General features: G+C 64.4%; 17 protein-coding genes. 12 read left to right on the top strand and 5 right to left on the bottom strand.

What is annotated here, in order from left to right:
• Positions 1-11: 11 nt before the first annotated feature.
• Entirely contained in the window at positions 12-878 is an 867-nt protein-coding gene (locus ACFWYE_RS29015) for a 2-keto-4-pentenoate hydratase (protein ID WP_379115509.1), read from the top strand.
• Between the two features lie 163 nt (positions 879-1,041).
• On the top strand, positions 1,042-2,121 hold the full coding sequence (gene rsgA / locus ACFWYE_RS29010; RefSeq protein WP_379115508.1) for a ribosome small subunit-dependent GTPase A: 1,080 nt from the start codon (positions 1,042-1,044) through the stop codon (positions 2,119-2,121).
• Between the two features lie 98 nt (positions 2,122-2,219).
• Here the strand turns inward: rsgA and ACFWYE_RS29005 are convergent, their stop codons facing one another.
• The 4 genes from ACFWYE_RS29005 to ACFWYE_RS28990 all read right to left on the bottom strand — a co-directional run bounded on the left by ACFWYE_RS29005 (position 2,220) and on the right by ACFWYE_RS28990 (position 5,863).
• Positions 2,220-2,714 carry a hypothetical protein gene (locus tag ACFWYE_RS29005; RefSeq protein ID WP_379115507.1) on the bottom strand — a complete coding sequence of 165 codons (495 nt, stop codon included), beginning with the start codon at positions 2,712-2,714 and terminating at the stop codon, positions 2,220-2,222.
• A 134-nt stretch (positions 2,715-2,848) separates the two neighbouring features.
• Positions 2,849-3,427: a TetR/AcrR family transcriptional regulator gene (locus ACFWYE_RS29000; RefSeq protein WP_379115506.1), complete on the bottom strand. Its 579-nt coding sequence runs from the start codon at positions 3,425-3,427 to the stop codon at positions 2,849-2,851.
• Between the two features lie 59 nt (positions 3,428-3,486).
• The gene (locus ACFWYE_RS28995; RefSeq protein ID WP_379115505.1) at positions 3,487-5,052 is read right to left on the bottom strand and encodes a GMC family oxidoreductase; all 1,566 of its coding nucleotides are present in this window, start codon (positions 5,050-5,052) and stop codon (positions 3,487-3,489) included.
• A 139-nt stretch (positions 5,053-5,191) separates the two neighbouring features.
• Positions 5,192-5,863, bottom strand: coding sequence for a GntR family transcriptional regulator (locus ACFWYE_RS28990; protein WP_379062757.1), 672 nt, complete (start codon positions 5,861-5,863; stop codon positions 5,192-5,194).
• Positions 5,864-6,050: 187 nt separating this feature from the next.
• Between ACFWYE_RS28990 and ACFWYE_RS28985 the strand changes: the two genes are divergently transcribed.
• From ACFWYE_RS28985 to ACFWYE_RS28940, 10 genes are all read left to right on the top strand, one after another.
• Entirely contained in the window at positions 6,051-6,881 is an 831-nt protein-coding gene (locus ACFWYE_RS28985) for an alpha/beta fold hydrolase (RefSeq protein ID WP_379062755.1), read from the top strand.
• A gap of 43 nt (positions 6,882-6,924) precedes the next feature.
• Positions 6,925-8,064, top strand: coding sequence for an FAD-dependent oxidoreductase (locus tag ACFWYE_RS28980; RefSeq protein WP_379115504.1), 1,140 nt, complete (start codon positions 6,925-6,927; stop codon positions 8,062-8,064).
• A gap of 65 nt (positions 8,065-8,129) precedes the next feature.
• A complete protein-coding gene (locus ACFWYE_RS28975) occupies positions 8,130-8,720 on the top strand; it encodes an amino acid synthesis family protein (RefSeq protein ID WP_379062749.1) in 591 nt (196 codons plus the stop codon).
• 24 nt (positions 8,721-8,744) lie between these two features.
• On the top strand, positions 8,745-9,203 hold the full coding sequence (locus tag ACFWYE_RS28970; RefSeq protein ID WP_129411166.1) for a YbhB/YbcL family Raf kinase inhibitor-like protein: 459 nt from the start codon (positions 8,745-8,747) through the stop codon (positions 9,201-9,203).
• A 71-nt stretch (positions 9,204-9,274) separates the two neighbouring features.
• The gene (locus ACFWYE_RS28965) at positions 9,275-9,997 is read left to right on the top strand and encodes a class II aldolase/adducin family protein (RefSeq protein WP_379115503.1); all 723 of its coding nucleotides are present in this window, start codon (positions 9,275-9,277) and stop codon (positions 9,995-9,997) included.
• Positions 9,998-10,109: 112 nt separating this feature from the next.
• Positions 10,110-11,744 carry a GMC family oxidoreductase gene (locus ACFWYE_RS28960; RefSeq protein WP_379115502.1) on the top strand — a complete coding sequence of 545 codons (1,635 nt, stop codon included), beginning with the start codon at positions 10,110-10,112 and terminating at the stop codon, positions 11,742-11,744.
• Complete coding sequence (gene fhmpcd1 / locus ACFWYE_RS28955) at positions 11,744-12,673, top strand: 5-formyl-3-hydroxy-2-methylpyridine 4-carboxylate 5-dehydrogenase (RefSeq protein WP_379115501.1); 930 nt, start codon at positions 11,744-11,746, stop codon at positions 12,671-12,673. Before ACFWYE_RS28960 ends, fhmpcd1 begins: the two co-directional genes overlap by 1 nt.
• Positions 12,674-12,731: 58 nt before the next feature.
• A complete protein-coding gene (locus ACFWYE_RS28950) occupies positions 12,732-13,562 on the top strand; it encodes an ABC transporter ATP-binding protein (RefSeq protein WP_379115500.1) in 831 nt (276 codons plus the stop codon).
• On the top strand, positions 13,559-14,368 hold the full coding sequence (locus ACFWYE_RS28945; RefSeq protein WP_379115499.1) for an ABC transporter permease: 810 nt from the start codon (positions 13,559-13,561) through the stop codon (positions 14,366-14,368). The genes ACFWYE_RS28950 and ACFWYE_RS28945 overlap by 4 nt, the downstream gene beginning before the upstream one ends.
• Before the next feature lie 31 nt (positions 14,369-14,399).
• Positions 14,400-15,410: an ABC transporter substrate-binding protein gene (locus ACFWYE_RS28940; RefSeq protein WP_379115498.1), complete on the top strand. Its 1,011-nt coding sequence runs from the start codon at positions 14,400-14,402 to the stop codon at positions 15,408-15,410.
• 34 nt (positions 15,411-15,444) lie between these two features.
• Here the strand turns inward: ACFWYE_RS28940 and ACFWYE_RS28935 are convergent, their stop codons facing one another.
• A complete protein-coding gene (locus ACFWYE_RS28935) occupies positions 15,445-15,870 on the bottom strand; it encodes a hypothetical protein (RefSeq protein ID WP_379062739.1) in 426 nt (141 codons plus the stop codon).
• Positions 15,871-15,931 lie beyond the last annotated feature (61 nt).

The raw sequence follows: 15,931 nt of genomic DNA, 5'->3' as shown, positions 1-15,931 counted from the left end.
ATTGGTTGGCAATGAGCAGAAGCGGGACGACGGTGCTGAGTGAAGCGGAGGTTGGCGAGGCGGCGTACACCATCCTGGGGGCGGAAAAGGCCGTGGTCGCCATGCCGCCCCTCAGCGGCGTCTACCCCGACTTTGCTCTCGCCGATGCCTATCGCATCCAGGATCGGTTCAATGCAGAGCGTGAGCAGCAAGGCCTTGCTTTCGCCGGTTACAAGATCGGCCTGACCTGGCAAACGACACAACTCGCATGCGGCCTCGCCGAGCCGATCTGCGGCCGTATCCTGGCTGACGCCGTCCACGCCAGCGGCGTCACGCTGCAAGCTGCCCGTTACATCAATCCGCATGTCGAGGTGGAACTCGCTTTCGTGATGGCCTCTGATGTGGACGTTCCGCTGCGCACCGTCGACGAAGTTCTGGCAGCCACCGACCACGTGGTGCCGGCGCTGGAACTCGTCGATTTTCGTATGGCGCCACCGCGCAGCGTGGCCGATACCGTGGCGGACAATTCGGCCTTCGCAGGTGTCGTCCTTTCCAGGCACCGGTTGCGCCCGCGCGATGTCGATATACGCTGGATGGGGGCGATATTGGCACGCAATGGCATTGTCGAGGTCAGCGGTGTGGCGGCCATGGGCATGGGCCATCCGGCTTTCTGCGTGGCCTGGCTGGCAAATACACTGCTTGAGCGTGGAGAGCGTTTGCGTGCTGGTGACCTGGTCATGTCCGGGGCCTTTGCCGCAGCGTTGCCCGCTGCGACAGGCGACTGCCTCGAAGCAGATTTTGGACCCCGGGGCGGGGCTGAAGATTTCTTTCCAATGACCAGGCGATCAATTGTCCGAGCGCGCAATATTGCGGCAGCGCCGCACTCTGCTATAAGCTGACCTCCCAGATTGAACCGCAACGCGAGCAGAAAAGGAGTTGCTACATGATTGTGCTTGTCGCCAACGCGCTCCGCTGCGCCGCCGTTCGGCTGCCCTGACGACAGGGGTTTGATCAGCTTTCGGCCGGCGCCTGATATGGCATTCCGATCGAAAGATTTCCCAAGTGCTAGAAACCTATGGCTGGAGCGAAACGCTCCAAAATGCATTCCTGCCGCATGCCGCGTCAGGACTTGTCCCTGGGCGCGTAATCGTCCAGCAGCGTGGCCTCTACCGGCTGATCACGCCCGTTGGCGAGTTGAACGCCGGCCTCGCCGGCCGCTTTGCCTTCACCGCGGGCGACATGGAGCATCCCGTCGCCGGGGACTGGGTGGCCGCTGCCGCGCGTCCTGACGAAGGCACCGCGACGATCCACCATCTGCTGCCGCGCGCCACCTGCTTCCGGCGCAAGGCGGCCGGTACCGGCGAGACCGCCCAGGTCATTGCCGCCAATGTCGATGTGGCGCTGCTCGTGGCTTCCTTGAACGCCGACTTCAATCCGCGGCGGCTCGAGCGCTACCTCGCAGTGACCCGGGAGAGCGGGGCCACGCCGGTGATCGTCCTGACCAAGGCGGACGCCTGCGAGGATCCTGCCGGTCCCATCGCTGCCGCCGAGGCCGTGGCCCTCGGGGCCGAGGTGATCGCCATGTCGTCGCTGACAGGGCAAGGCCTCGATGCCGTGCGCCGTCTGATCCTGCCGGGGCGCACCGCGGTGCTGCTCGGCAGTTCCGGCGCCGGCAAGTCGACCCTGCTCAACGCGCTTGCCGGCCAGGCTCTCATGGCGACCCAGGCCATTCGCGAGGACGATGCGCGCGGGCGGCATACCACCACCCATCGTGAGCTCGTGCTGCTGCCCGGGGGCGGGCTGGTGCTCGACACGCCCGGCATGCGCGAGCTCGGGCTGTGGGATTCGGGTGCCGGCTTGTCGGCAACCTTTGCGGACATCGAGGAATTGGCCAGCCGATGCAGGTTCCGCGATTGCAGCCATGGCGGTGAGCCGGGCTGCGCCATCGAAGCGGCCCTGCAGGACGGCAGCCTGGCCGAGGACCGCTGGCTGGGCTACGGCAAGCTGCAGCGCGAGCTGGCCTATCTCGACCGCCGGGACGATCCGGTGGCGCAGGGGGAGGAGCGCCGCAAATGGGTCCGGCTCAACAAGGACTACCGCAGCCGCAAGCGCGAGAAGGGCAGAGGCTGGGCGGACGAGTAGGGAACCCCGAATGCCTGGATGCCCTGCGGTCATGGTTCCGCAGGGCATCCAGGCAGAAGGAGCTCTTGGGGGAGGGCCGGGCCTTGACGACGATCGGGCTACTTCTGGCTCGGGGCCGTTTTGCCTTGCCTTGCCAGGTAAATTATCTGGGCCGCGAGACCAAACACGAGAATGACCAGCAGCCCGCCCTGGGCGCCGAGCAGCAGCGGCGACTTCAGGTCCGTCACGAAGGGATGACCGTCCGGAACGCGGCGCAGCACTTCGGTGATGGTCGGCAGCATCAGAAGAAACGCGCTCAGGCTCAGGCAGACAGTCTCGGCATATCGGGCCAGGCGCGTTGGACCCAGGATGCGTTCGACCCCGTAGCCGGCAAGCAGGAACAGCAGGGTCAAGCCGCCGATGACGTAGCTGACCGGCTGATGCGCCACGAGGAACGCGGTTGCGGCGCCGATCAGCATGGAAACGAAGTAGATCGATCCCGGCACGGACCGGGGAACGATGCGACCATGACGGGCAAACATGTAGAGCGCTACGGGGATGGCCGGCAGGCTGCCGAGTGTATGGACCCAGCCAAGCGGGGAAATTCCGAACATGAGAGGTTACCTCTTCATCAAACAGGGCCTGATCAGGCAGATTGCCGACGGCAGATCTGCGAGAATGACTTAGCTATCTACTGGTTGGTAGGCATTTCGGGCATGCGTCGACCTCCCTGGCAGGGTCTGGTGTCTCAAGCGGCGATGCGGTTCAGCAAGGGGTGGGTTATGGCGCCGAAAGTCGCAGCATCCCCGTAAGCGCGTGCCGAAAGCATCGCGCCATGCACGGTCGCCATGAACAGTTCGGCGTCGGCGTGGGCCGTGCCCGTCAGGGTCAGGCGGCCTTGTGCGGCGCCGCGCTCTAGGACGGCGGTGAGCCAGTCGCAGAGTCTTCGAAAATGCGCGCGCACTTCGAGGACGACAGCTTTCGGGAGAACTGGAATCTCACCGGCAAGCAAGGCGCATACACAGAAGGGATGAGTCGCCTCAACGATACAGCTCTCCCAGTAGCCGACATAGGCGCGAAGCTGTTCGAGTGGATCGGAGACATTTCTTTCCAGTTCGGCGAGGCCGGCGGCAGCCTCCGCGCGGTACTGCGCAACCAGCCTGCTGACCAGGTCCGATTTGCTGGGGAAATGGTGGTGGATGCTCGCGTTGCGGATGCCGACCACGCTCGAGATATCGGCGTAGCTGAAACTGTTGTAGCCACCCCTGATGATGAGCGCTCGCGCGCACAGCAGGATTTCGTCGGCCTTGGTCTGCGAGCGTTCCATGATTTTGCCTACCAACTAGTAGGTAGTTTGTCAATTCAATGCGCCACGCCGTGGCTTGGTCATCCGTTTCGCGACGCGTCCATCCTCCGCGCGAAAGTCTCGGCAATCGCCAGAACGGCAGCGTGGATTGGCCCGGCCGTGAGGCTGGGCATGACGGAAGCGTCAACGACGAAGAGATTGTCGAGCCCCCTGAGCCGCAGGTCCGCATCGACGACGGCATCCATGTCCTTGCCCATCCGGCAGGTGCCGCAGGGATGATGGTGGGTGATGACGGCCCGAGCGATGAATTCGTCGATGCCGCCCTCGGCGTTGACTGGCTCTGGCAGAAGTTCGCGCTCTCGCCATTCGGCAAGTTCGTCGCGATGGCCAATCTCTCTTGCCGCAGCGAGCGCCCGGCGGAACAAGCTGCGATCCCGGTCGGTCTGCAGATAGGCGGGATCGATGATCAATCGGTCTTGGAGTTCCGGCCCGCTGATGCGCAGGCTGCCGCGGCTGGTCGGATGGGTGATGCCGAACAGCAGGGAATAGGCCGTTCCGGCCGCCGGTGCCTGGAAGCATTCGGACACGATCGGCGCGATGCCGCAGCCAACGACAATCTCGGGCTGTCCGTTGGCGGTGAAGTCGCCGGCCCGCATGTAGGCCATCGATTCCGAATGCTGCAGGCGCGACGGCGCAACGGGCTTGCGGGCCGCGTAAAGGTTCCCGGCGCCCAGCAGGTGGTCCTGAAGGTTGCGGCCGATCTCCGGCACATCGACCAGGCAATCGACATTCGCCGCGGAGAGTGTGTCGCGCGGACCGATGCCGGAGCGCATCAACAGGGCCGGGCTTTCCAGCGCGCCGGCGCACAGCACCACACGATCCGCGAGGACCGCCTCGAGGTTGCCTTGTCGCTGCACGATTTCGAGACCGCGTACCCGATTGCCGCCCACGGTGAGCCGCCGCACCCGCGATCCCGTCAGGACCGTCAGGTTGGTGCGGTTTCGCACAGCCGGGGTCAGCCAGGCGTCGGCCACCGTGACCCGCCGACCGTCGCGAATGTTCAACGAGTTCGGCGTGACGCCGATCATCTGTCCGCTGTTGTGACCTTCAAGGCGCGGCAGGCCGAGCGAGGCGCCGGCTTCGATGAATGCGCGCGCCACCGGACTGACTTCGTCCGAAGGCAGATGAACGGGCATCGGCCCGCCCTTGCCGTAGAGGCCGTTGCCGCCGAGCGGATGATCCTCGATGGCCTGGAACGAGGGCAGCAATTCATCCCAGCTCCACCGGTGGTCGCCGGTGGCGTCGACCCACGCCTGGAAGTCTGCGGGGTGGCCACGCATGTAGCCCATGGCGTGCAGGCAGCTGGAGCCGCCGATGAGCCGGCCGCGAGCCCAGCGGTGCACCCGCCCCGCGGCTCCCGCCTGCGGCTCGGTGCGATAGTCCCAGTCGTAGCTGCGGCCCTGCAGCGCCGGCCAGGCCGCCGGATGGCGGATGTCGGGGTCGATCTCCTCTTCGCCGGCCTCGATCAGCAGGACGCGGCGGGTCGGATCCTCGCTCAGGCGCGCGGCGAGCAACGCGCCGGCGGAACCGCCCCCGACGATAACGACATCGGCATGCCGTTCGTTTGCAGTCGCCCTGGTCATCATCACCCCATCTTGTGTGGACCGGCTCGACAGCCGGCATTGTCTGCCGGCGCGGTCACGCCCCGGCGCGCTGATCTGTGTTCTGCGGATACCGAAACGGGATCAGGGGTCTTGAGACTTCGAAGGGATTTTCCGAAGAAAATCAGATCCCGCTGTCCATCGATACCTTTGCCGCCGCCTTCGCCTTCAGAAGATGTTTCTTCGATGCCTTGCGGGCGGCTTTCTCGTCGCCGGCGGCGATGGATTCATAGATCTCCCTCATCTCCGCCAGGCTGCTTTGCGCCCTGCCTTCCAGGGACATCGACCGTCCTCGGAAGAAGCTGATCCTGGCCACCAGGCCACGATGGACTTCCTCCAGGATCGGATTGCCGCAATTGGCCAGTATGATCGAATAGAAGTCGGCGGCGGTCGTGACCTGTGCCAGGCTGTCATGGCTGGCCGCCGCCGCCTCAAAGGCGAGAAGGGATGTCTCGAGTTCCTGCAGCTGTTCGGCGGCAATTCGGGATGCGCATCGCCCCGCCGCCTCGACTTCCAGCAGTTCTCGCACTTCATAGATGGCGGTTGCCTCTTCCCATGAAAGCGCGGGTACCGCCGGCCCGCGATTGGGCACGATCTCGATCAGGCGTTCGGCCTCGAGACTGCGCAACGCTTCCCTCAGCGAAGGACGGCTGATGCCGAGCTGGGCGCATAGCTGGCTTTCGATCAGGCGGCTTCCCGGCTGGAACAGCCCGGACAGGATCGCGAGCCGCAACTTGTCGACAGTCTCCTGCTGCACCGTTCTGGGGGAAATCCGCAAATTCAGATCTGCCGGCATTGATCACGTCTCTTGGGCTCGGGGTCACGATCGGACGCATCATATGCGACGCTGCCGGTATTGGACAGCAGGAATAGCCAGATTGTCAATTATCAAGATTGCAAGAATGTCTGACAATCTGGTTGACGAGCCATTTCTAATATGATCCTCTTGAATGAGACGGGCCGCAACAAAAAGGATCCAGAACATGGCGGCAGGCATACGCTCCGACCAGCTGATTTCGCGCCGCATCGAGACGGGGGGCATCGTCCTGAATGTGCGCGAGGGAGGCTGCGGCCCGTCGCTGCTCTTCTTCCACGGCATCACCTCCAATTCGGCTGTCTTCGCACCGTTGATGGCCCGGCTCTCCGATCGCTTCACGACCATCGCGGTCGACCAGCGCGGGCATGGCCTCAGCGACAAGCCGGAAAGCGGCTACGAGGCCAATGACTATTCGGACGACATCGCCGCGCTGATCCGCACGCTCGGCCGCGGCCCAGCCATTCTGGTCGGGCATTCGCTCGGTGCCAGAAACTCTGTCACCGCCGCAGCGCGCTATCCGGACCTGGTACGGTCGGTCATCGCGATCGACTTCACGCCCTATATCGAGACCGAGGTGCTGGACGCGCTGGAAACCCGGGTGAACGCGGGAGACCGGCTTTTCGATGACCTCAAATCGGTCCAGGCATATCTGGCGGCCCGCTACCCGAACATTCCCGCCGACGCCATCAGGATCAGGGCCGAAAGCGGCTATCGGAAAGTCGACGGCGGCTTCCGTCCGCTGGCGTCGCCCTCGGCCATGGCGCAGACCGCCAGGGGGCTGCGCGCAGACCTGACCCAGGCCTACCGCGACGTGACGAAGCCCGTGCTCATCGTTCGTGGCGAAGAGAGCAAGCTGGTTTCGCCGGCGGCACTGGCAAAGACCAGCCGGCTGCGGCCGGACCTGCCCGTGGTCGTCGTCCCGGGAGCCGACCACTACGTCAACGAGACGGCCCCCGAGATCACGCTGAAAGCCATCACCAATTTCATAGACGCCTGACGGCTCGACTGCCGTCCTCTTGTACCCAGGATCAGGATAGAAAATGGCCAATGTAAACAAAACTCCGGGCAAGGCGCGTCGTGCCGAGGTTGCCGGCGGCGGCTTCGCCGGCCTGACGGCAGCCATCGCTCTGAAGCAGAGCGGTTGGGATGTCCGGCTGCACGAGAAGAGCTCCGAACTGCGGGCCTTTGGTGCGGGTATCTATCTCTGGCACAACGGCCTCCGCGTCCTCGAAGGACTGGGGGCGCTGGACGATGTCCTGCAGGGCTCGCACACGCCGCCGACCTACGAAACCTGGATGCACAACAAGTCCGTCTCCAGGGAGACGTTCAACGGGCTCCCCTGGCGCATCATGACCCGCAGCCATCTGCATGATGCGCTGGTCAACCGCGCGCGTGCGCTGGGTGTCGACATACGCGTCAACTCCGAGGCGGTTGCTGCCGATCCGGAGGGCCGCCTGACCCTGCAGACCGGCGAGGTTCTCGAAGCCGACCTGATCGTCGGTGCCGACGGCGTCGGTTCCAAGGTGAGGGATTCCATCGGCTTCAAGCAGGATCGGTGGATATCGAAGGATGGCCTGATCCGGCTGATCGTCCCGCGCATGAAGAAGGAACTCGGCCACGGCGAGTGGGACAACACCATCGACATGTGGAATTTCTGGCCGCGCGTCCAGCGCATCCTCTACTCGCCCTGCAACGAGAACGAGCTTTATCTCGGCCTGATGGCCCCGGCCGCCGACCCGCGCGGATCGGCGGTGCCGATCGACCTCGAGGTCTGGGTCGAGATGTTCCCTTTCCTGGAGCCATGTCTGGTCGAGGCGGCGAAGCTGAAAACCGCCCGATACGACAAATACGAGACGACGAAGCTGGACAGCTGGACACGCGGCAAGGTCGCACTCGTCGGCGACGCCGCGCATGCAATGTGCCCGGCTCTCGCCCAGGGTGCCGGCTGCGCGATGGTCAACGCCTTCAGCCTGTCGCAGGACCTGGAAGCGGGCTCCTCCGTCGAAGACGCACTCGTCGATTGGGAGAAGCGCATTCGCCCGGTCACCGATCGCTGTCAGGCCCTTTCCGGGGACTATGCGGCCAACCGCTCGCTCTCGAAGGGCAACATGTTCACCCCGGCCGCCCTGGAGGCGGCTCGCTACGACCCGCTGCGCCGGGTCTTCTCATGGCCGCAGTGATTTCGAATGGGCGGGCTACAGATCAATTGGTGCGGCGGAAGCCGCGCTCTCCTCGGGAGACTTAAATGAACTATTCGGCAGAAGTTGAGAAACACTACGAGGTGCGCGGTTGGTACTCCACCGTCCATGAGATCCGGCATGATGGCGGAGAGCCCGGCGACACGCTCATCAAGGTCGCGGTGGGCGTGGTCATCCGCAACCCGTTTGCCGGCAAATTCGTCGCCGATCTCTCCGATATCGTGAACCCCAGCGCGGCCATCGGCCACGCGCTCGGCGAACGCGCCGCATCGCTGCTCGGCAACCGGCCGGTCAACAGCTACGGCAAGGGAGGCATCGCCGGCACGGCCGGCGAACAGGAACATGTCGTCGCCTGCATCACCACGCTGTTCGGCGACCCGCTGCGCGAGCAGGTGGGCGGTGGCAGGGCCTGGATCTCGTCGGTCAGCAAGGTCGCCGCTGCCGGCACCGCCATCGACATCCCGCTCGCCCACAAGGATGAGCTCTACATCCGTTCTCACTACGATGCCGTCACCTTCTCCGTGCCGGATGGCCCGCGCCCGGACGAGCTTCTGATTTGCGTCGCCGTCGCGTCGGGACCGCGCGTGCATCAGCGCGTCGGCGGCAAAACCGTCGCCGACCTCGAGACAACCGTTTAGTTCGATCGAACAAGGACACATTCCATGCCCCTGAACATCAAGGACCTGAAGATCACCTCGGCGGATTTCCATCCGCTCGGCAGGCTGCGCGACGAGCATGCCGGCGACAAGGGCAACGTGTTGCCCCGGCTGACCGTCAGCGGTGTCCCGGCAGGCGCGAAAGAGCTCGCCGTCATCTGCCATGATCCGGACGCGCCGCTGGCCAATGGTTTCACCCACTGGGTCGTGTATGGCATCGATCCGTCGACCACCGATCTCTCCGACGCACAGGAAAAGTTCCGCGTCGGACCGAACGGCGCCGGTCACATGCAGTACTACGGACCGCAGCCGCCCGCTGGCCATGGCGAACATCACTATTATTTCTGGGTGTACGCCCTCGACACCAAGGTCGAAGGGACGCCCAACCGGGAGGAGTTCCTCCAGAAATATGCCGGCAACATCATCGAGCAGAACCGGATCGTCGGCATCTACGAAAACAGGTGAACAGCGACCCCGGCGATCAACAAGAACAACAAAAAACGATCGCCGCCGCTGTGTAATGGGAGAATTCGAGAATGACAGACAGCAACGCCACGCGCCAGAAGGTCTTCCAGGAGCTGGTCACGGCGACCAAGATCCTTCTGAACGAGGGGGTCCTGGATACGTTCGGGCACATCAGTGCCCGTGACCCCGAGGATCCGCAAAGCTTCTTCCTTGCCCAGAAGCTCGCGCCGAGCCTGATAACGACCGGCGACATCCTGCGTTTCAACCTCGATGGCGAGACCACGGACAATCGGCCGGCCTATCTCGAGCGCTACATTCACAGCGAAATCTACAAGGCACGGCCGGACGTCAACTGCGTGCTGCACAGCCATTCGCCGGCCGTGCTGCCATACTGCTTTACCGACACACCGCTACGCCCAGTCACGCATATGGGCGCATTCATGGGCGAGGCCGTACCCGTCTATGAAATCCGCGACAAGCAGGGTGACGAGACCGATCTCTTCGGCGGCGGCCGCGGCGTCTGCGCGGATATCGCCGAAAGCCTCGGCGACCAGACAGTGGTCCTCATGGCCCGCCACGGCGTGGTGAACGTCGGCAATTCTGTCCGTGAGGTCGTGTTCCGCGCTTTCTATCTCGAGCAGGAAGCCAAGGCGCTCACGGCCGGACTCCAGATCGGCAAGATCAAATACCTGACGCCCGGCGAGGTTAAGACGGCGGGCGCGCTTGTCGGCAAACAGATCGACCGGGGATGGGATCACTGGTCGCAGCGTCTCAAGGAAAAGGGCCTGGCCTAGCGCCAGCGGGTCTTTGAACATCCCCGGCAGGGCCTGGTCCCTGCCAGGGTATCCGGCCCCCGGATCCTGAAGATTCACCGGGGCCAGAGCGTCAGGCGAAAGCAGTAGAACCATGCCGCACGCACAGAGTTATGACTACATTATCGTCGGGGCCGGATCGGCTGGTTGCGTGCTGGCCAACCGGCTGAGCGCCGACCCGCAGTGTTCCGTGCTGCTGCTCGAGGCTGGTGGCTGGGATCGTGACCCGATGATCCACATTCCGCTCGGGTGGGGCAAGATCCTGACCGAGCGCCGCCACGACTGGATGTATTTCTGCGAGCCTGAGGACAATGTCGGCGGACGCCGCGTCGAGTGCGCGCGCGGCAAGGTCATCGGCGGGTCTTCCTCGACCAATGCCATGGCCTATGTCCGAGGAAATCGCGGTGACTATGACCGCTGGGCCGCCAGCGGGCTTGCCGACTGGTCATACGAAAAGGTCCTGCCTTACTTCCAGAAACAGGAAAGCTGGGAAAAGGGCGGCAGCCGCTTCCGGGGCGGCAACGGCCCGCTCAGCACCCAGTTCTGTCGCTACAAGGACACGCTGATCGACGCCTTCGCGCAGGCCAGCGTCGAGGCAGGCTATCCGCAGACGAACGACTACAATGGCGAGCGGCAGGAAGGTTTCGGCCGCCTCCAGATGACGATCTCGAAAGGCCGCCGCAGCTCGACGGCATCGGCCTATCTGCGCCCGGCCCTGGCGCGGCCCAATCTGACCGTGCTGACCGGAGCGATGGCGACGAAGCTCGCCATGGAAGGCACGCGTGCCACCGGCGTGACGATCAGCCATCGCGGCAGCGAACGGACGGTTGTCGCGCGCAGGGAGGTCCTGCTCTGCGGCGGTGTCATCAACACGCCGCAGCTGCTGATGCTGTCCGGCATCGGCGCGCCGGATGAACTCGCCGCGCACGGCATCCAGACGCGGGTGAACCTGCCGGCGGTCGGCAAGAACCTGCAGGACCATGTCTCGGTCATCCTGATGTACCGGCGCCGGACCCCGGGGCCGTTCCTGCACAACATGCGCGCGGACCGGATCGGGTTCGATTTCCTCAAGACCTATCTGACGGGAAGCGGTTTCTCGGGCGATGTGCCGGGCGGGGTCGTGGCATTCCTGAAAAGCGGCCCGGAGCGGCCGCTGCCGGATGTGCAGTTGCTGTTCACCGCGGCCCCGCTCGCCGCCTGGCCATATTTCAAGCCGTTCAAGGCGCCCTTCGCCGATGGCTTCGCGACACGGATCGTGGCGACGCAGCCGGAAAGCCGGGGAACCGTGAAGCTGGCCTCGACCGATCCGTTGGCTGCCCCGTTGATCCATCAGAACTTCCTCGCCTCGCCGAAGGACTGGGAATCGCTGCGCGCCGGTTTCCGGGTGGCAAGGAATCTCGCCGCTCAACCTTCCATGCAGCCGTTCATCGAGGCCGAGTTCTTCCCCGGTCCCAAATGCCAGAGCGACGACGAGATCGACGAGCATATCCGCAAGACCTCCATCACCGTGCATCACCCGGCCGGCACCTGCCGGATGGGTGTTGATGCAGCCTCGGTCGTCGACCCGGAACTGCGCCTCCGCGGCGTCGACGGCCTGCGCGTGGTGGACGCCTCCATCATGCCTGACCTGGTCTGCGGCAACATCAATGCGGCGGTGATCATGATCGCCGAGAAGGCCGCCGACCTCATCGCGGCGTCGAGAGCAGTAGCGGAAAGCAGGGCAGCGTGATGATCCAACGTATCGCCATCATCGGTCTGGGCACGATGGGACCGGGCATGGCCGCAAGGCTCGCCAGGGGCGGCCTGCATGTGACCGCCTATGACGTCGCCCCGGCGGCGATCGAACGCGCACGCGCCATGCTGGGCACGGCCGAGGGCGTTCTCGATGCCCTGGGCATCGCGGCGCCGGCGGCCGGTGCCGGAACCGTGCGCTTCACCGATGATATCGCCGACGCGGTATCCGGTGCCGACCTCGTCATCGAGAACGTTCCCGAAAACATCGCGATCAAGGCCGACGTCTATCGCGCCATCGACGGCCTGATCCCGTCCGACACGATCGTGGCGTCGGACACGTCGGGCATCCCGATCACCCAGCTGCAGGCGCATATCTCGCATCCCGGGCGGATGGTGGGCATGCACTGGTCGAACCCGCCGCATATCATCCCGATGATCGAGGTGATCGGCGGCGAGAAGACCGCGCCGCAGACCGTGGCGACCATCCGTGAGCTGATCCGCTCGATCGGCCTGTTGCCCGTGGTCGTGAAGAAGGACGTCCCGGGTTTTGTCGAGAACCGCGTGCTCTATGCGCTGCTGCGCGAGGCGGTCGATCTCGTCGAGCGCGGTGTCATCGAGCCGGAGGACCTCGACACCTGCGTGTCCTGGGGCATCGGCTACAAGATCGCCGTCGTCGGCCCGATGGCGCTGCTCGATATGGCGGGCCTCGACATCTACAAGTCCGTCTCGTCCTTCCTGAACGCCGATCTTTCCAATCGCGATGATGTCGCGCCGATGGTGCTGGAGAAGACCGGCGCCGCGAAGCTCGGCATCAAGTCGGGCGAAGGCATGTTCTCCTATACGCCCGAGCAGACAAAGGCGCTGCAGGCCGAGCGGGCGCGCAAGCTCGTCGCGGTGCGGCGCATCCTGGAAGGCCGGGAGTAGCCGATGGATCGCACCATGCAGAGAAGCAGCTGGATCGGAACGCACGGAGGAACAAGCCATGCGCATTGACACGATCCGGGCAGACGGTGGCAAACCGGCTCACATCCGGCATGACGACCTTATCTCGGTCAAGGGCGTCTCGGTGGTCTATGCCCGGCAGCTGGTCCTCCAGAATATCGATCTTGCGGTGCCGAAGGGCTCCTTCGTCTCGCTCATCGGCCCTTCCGGCTGCGGCAAGAGCACCTTGCTCAAGGTGCTGGCCGGGTTGGTCGAGCCGACAAGCGGCAGCGTTTCGATCGGCGGACTTTCGCCGGTCGAGGCGGCGCGCAAGCGCATGATCGGCGTCGTCTTCCAGGATGCCAATCTGCTGCCGTGGAAGAACGCGGTCGACAACGCTTCCATGCTGCTGTCCATCGCCGACAGATCGCTGTCGCGTGCCGAGCTTCGGGCACGCGGACAGGAGATGCTGGAGCTGGTGGGGCTCGGTGATGCCGCCCACAAGCGGCCCAACGAATTGTCGGGTGGCATGCGGCAGCGCGTCGCCATCGCCCGGGCGCTGGCGCTCGACCCGGCGGTGCTTTTGATGGACGAGCCTTTCGGCGCCCTCGATGCCATCACCCGCGACTCGATGGGGCAGTCGCTGCTGGAGATCTGGCAGCGCACCGGCAAGACGATCGTGCTCGTCACCCATTCGATCGACGAGGCCATCCACCTGTCGCGCCATGTCCATGCCCTCGGCATCAAGCCCGGACGCATCACCGGCAGCATCGACATCGGCCTGCCGTATCCGCGCGACCTGGCGGTAACGGAAGATCCGGAATTCGTGCGCCTCGTCGTTCAGCTGCGCACCATGCTGCGCGCCAGCCATCAACCGGGAGACGCATCATGAGCGATCAACCCATGACCGCCGAGCCGCGTTCGCCCTCCGGCTTCGCCGCCGCGACAAGCAGCTGGCTGCCTGCCGTCATTCTGCTGCTGGCCACGATCGTGGCCTGGGAAGCGATTGTTCGGATCTTCGCCATTTCGCCCTTCATCATCCCGGCTCCGTCGGAGATCGGGCGATCACTGGTCGCGCAATGGGGAACGCTGATGCAGGCCACGCTGGTGACGGCGGCCGAGATCCTGCTCGGCTTCGTCGTCTCGGTCGTGGTCGGCGTTGCCATCGCGCTGGTCATCGTGCGGTTCGACTGGCTGGGCCGGGCGCTCTATCCGCTGGTGGTGCTGTTCCAGAACGTGCCCAAGGTGGCACTGGCGCCGATCTTCATCCTCTGGTTCGGTTACGGATTGGCACCCAAGATCGGCCTGATCCTGGTCATCGCCTTCTTCCCGGTCACGCTGTCGATGCTGGCCGGCATGCAATCGGTGGACCGCTCGCTGCTGTCGCTGATGAATTCGGTCGGCGCCAGCCGCACGCAGATCCTGTTCCGCATCCGGGTGCCGCATTCGCTACCCAATCTGATGGCCGGCACCAAGATCGCCGCCACGCTGAGCGTCATCGGCGCCATCGTCGGCGAGTTCGCCGGCGCCTCGGACGGGCTGGGCTACGTCATCCAGTTCGCCTCGACACAGCTCGATACGGCGCTGGTCTTCGCAGCGCTGCTGCTCGTCTCCGTTCTCGGCATCGCCTTCTACTACGCGGCCGAGATCCTCGAACGCATCGTGGTGCCGTGGGCACCGAAATTCAGCCACGCCTAGGGTTCTGGGCAGTCAAGGGAAGGATCGAACAATGCTGAGACGCTCACTCATCAAGGCGGCCACGCTTGCGGCATTTGCCGGTGCGCTTGGCTTCTCCGGCGCAGCGCTTGCCGCCGACACCGTCAACGTCCAGCTCGACTGGGTGGTGCGCGGCAACCATGCCATGTTCTTCGTGGCCAAGGAAAAGGGCTTCTTCGCCAAGAACGACATCGATCTCGCCGAAATCCGCAAGGGCTCGGGTTCGCCGGACGCCATGCGACTGGTGGGCAACGAGAATGCCGATTTCGGCTTCGGCGACCTGCCGACGCTCGCCGTCGCGCGATCGCAGAAGGTTCCGGTCGTGGCGCTGGCCGCCGTCAACCAGCGCTCGCCGCTGGCGATCATCTCGCTGGCCAAGACGTTGAAGCTCAGCAAGCCGGAAGACCTCAAGGGACTGACCATCGGCATCCACCCGGCCGGATCGACCTACATCTTCTTCAGGGGGTTCCTGGCCGCCAACGGCCTGACCGAAAAGGACATGACGCTGAACAGCGTCTCGCCGCCCTATGAGAGCTATCTGCTGCTCGGACGGGTGCAGACGGTCGTCGGCTATGTCGACGCCGAGGTTCCGGAACTCGAAGCCAAGGCGGGCGGTCCCGGTTCGCTCAGCATCATGATGGGCGCGGACCATGGCTGGAAGGCCTACGGCTCCGGTCTGTTCACCTCGGAGAAGATGATCAAGGACAAGCCCGACGTCGTGCGCCGTTTCGTCAAGGCCTATCGCGAAGCCTTCGACTATGTCGTCGCTCATCCCGAAGAGGCCGCCGAGATCACGGCCAAGGCAGCGCCCGGCTATGCCGGCAAGAAGGACGTGCTGCTGGCACAGATCAACGCCGACATCGCCTCGACCTTCACCAGCGAAGAAACCAAGGAACACGGCCTCGGCTGGATGAGCAAGACGCAGTGGGAAGAGACGCTGAAGACGCTCAGCGATCAGGGCGTGCTCAAGGTGCCGCTGTCGGCGGACGAGACCTTCACCGACAAATTCCTGGCGAAGGAATAGGCGCAATGCGTGAGGGGCACGGATCGATGGGCGCCTATCTGCACACCAGGCCATCCTGCCAGGTGTCGCAGGACACGGCGCGCGTGCCTTTCTCCGCATCGGTGCGGTCGAGCGCGATCTGGACGCGGGTCGCATATGCGCGGGCCGACAGGCCGCACCACAAGCGCTCGACCGGCAGGTTTTCGCGCTTGTCGTTGAGGATGGTGAAGGTGCCGGTCGCGGCGTCGAACCAGAGTTCGACACGGGCGCTCTTGCCCGGTTCGACCGTCGCGATCCCGGCCGAATACCAGTGGGCGAAGTCGGCGTTGCATGACAGGCCTTCCTCGCCGGAATTCGAAATCGTCAGCGGCACCATGGCAAGCCCGTCGGTGCCGGTGCGGACGGTGACGTGGTGCAACTCAACCGCGTTGGCAAAGGGTGCGAACGCCAGCGCTAACGGGAGGACATAACGGATCTTCACTTCGAATAGGCTCCGGAAGCAATTTTTCCGAAAGTCTATCTCTCTTCTGCGTAATGACAAC

The organism is Mesorhizobium sp. NPDC059025, assembly GCF_042739655.1.
Taxonomy (GTDB): Bacteria; Pseudomonadota; Alphaproteobacteria; order Rhizobiales; family Rhizobiaceae; genus Mesorhizobium.
This window is presented reverse-complemented; position numbering and strand designations above follow the sequence as displayed.

Bases quoted from the DNA above. Each gene is read 5' to 3' on its own strand.
- ACFWYE_RS28980 (WP_379115504.1), top strand. From the start codon at position 6,925: ATGGCCAATGTAAACAAAACTCCGGGCAAGGCGCGTCGTGCCGAGGTT.
- ACFWYE_RS28965 (WP_379115503.1), top strand. From the start codon at position 9,275: ATGACAGACAGCAACGCCACGCGCCAGAAGGTCTTCCAGGAGCTGGTC.
- ACFWYE_RS28960 (WP_379115502.1), top strand. From the start codon at position 10,110: ATGCCGCACGCACAGAGTTATGACTACATTATCGTCGGGGCCGGATCG.
- ACFWYE_RS29005 (WP_379115507.1), bottom strand. From the start codon at position 2,714: ATGTTCGGAATTTCCCCGCTTGGCTGGGTCCATACACTCGGCAGCCTG.
- ACFWYE_RS28975 (WP_379062749.1), top strand. From the start codon at position 8,130: ATGAACTATTCGGCAGAAGTTGAGAAACACTACGAGGTGCGCGGTTGG.
- fhmpcd1 (WP_379115501.1), top strand. From the start codon at position 11,744: ATGATCCAACGTATCGCCATCATCGGTCTGGGCACGATGGGACCGGGC.
- ACFWYE_RS29015 (WP_379115509.1), top strand. From the start codon at position 12: ATGAGCAGAAGCGGGACGACGGTGCTGAGTGAAGCGGAGGTTGGCGAG.
- ACFWYE_RS28945 (WP_379115499.1), top strand. From the start codon at position 13,559: ATGAGCGATCAACCCATGACCGCCGAGCCGCGTTCGCCCTCCGGCTTC.
- ACFWYE_RS28990 (WP_379062757.1), bottom strand. From the start codon at position 5,863: ATGCCGGCAGATCTGAATTTGCGGATTTCCCCCAGAACGGTGCAGCAG.
- ACFWYE_RS28950 (WP_379115500.1), top strand. From the start codon at position 12,732: ATGCGCATTGACACGATCCGGGCAGACGGTGGCAAACCGGCTCACATC.
- ACFWYE_RS28985 (WP_379062755.1), top strand. From the start codon at position 6,051: ATGGCGGCAGGCATACGCTCCGACCAGCTGATTTCGCGCCGCATCGAG.
- ACFWYE_RS28995 (WP_379115505.1), bottom strand. From the start codon at position 5,052: ATGATGACCAGGGCGACTGCAAACGAACGGCATGCCGATGTCGTTATC.
- ACFWYE_RS28970 (WP_129411166.1), top strand. From the start codon at position 8,745: ATGCCCCTGAACATCAAGGACCTGAAGATCACCTCGGCGGATTTCCAT.
- ACFWYE_RS28940 (WP_379115498.1), top strand. From the start codon at position 14,400: ATGCTGAGACGCTCACTCATCAAGGCGGCCACGCTTGCGGCATTTGCC.
- ACFWYE_RS29000 (WP_379115506.1), bottom strand. From the start codon at position 3,427: ATGGAACGCTCGCAGACCAAGGCCGACGAAATCCTGCTGTGCGCGCGA.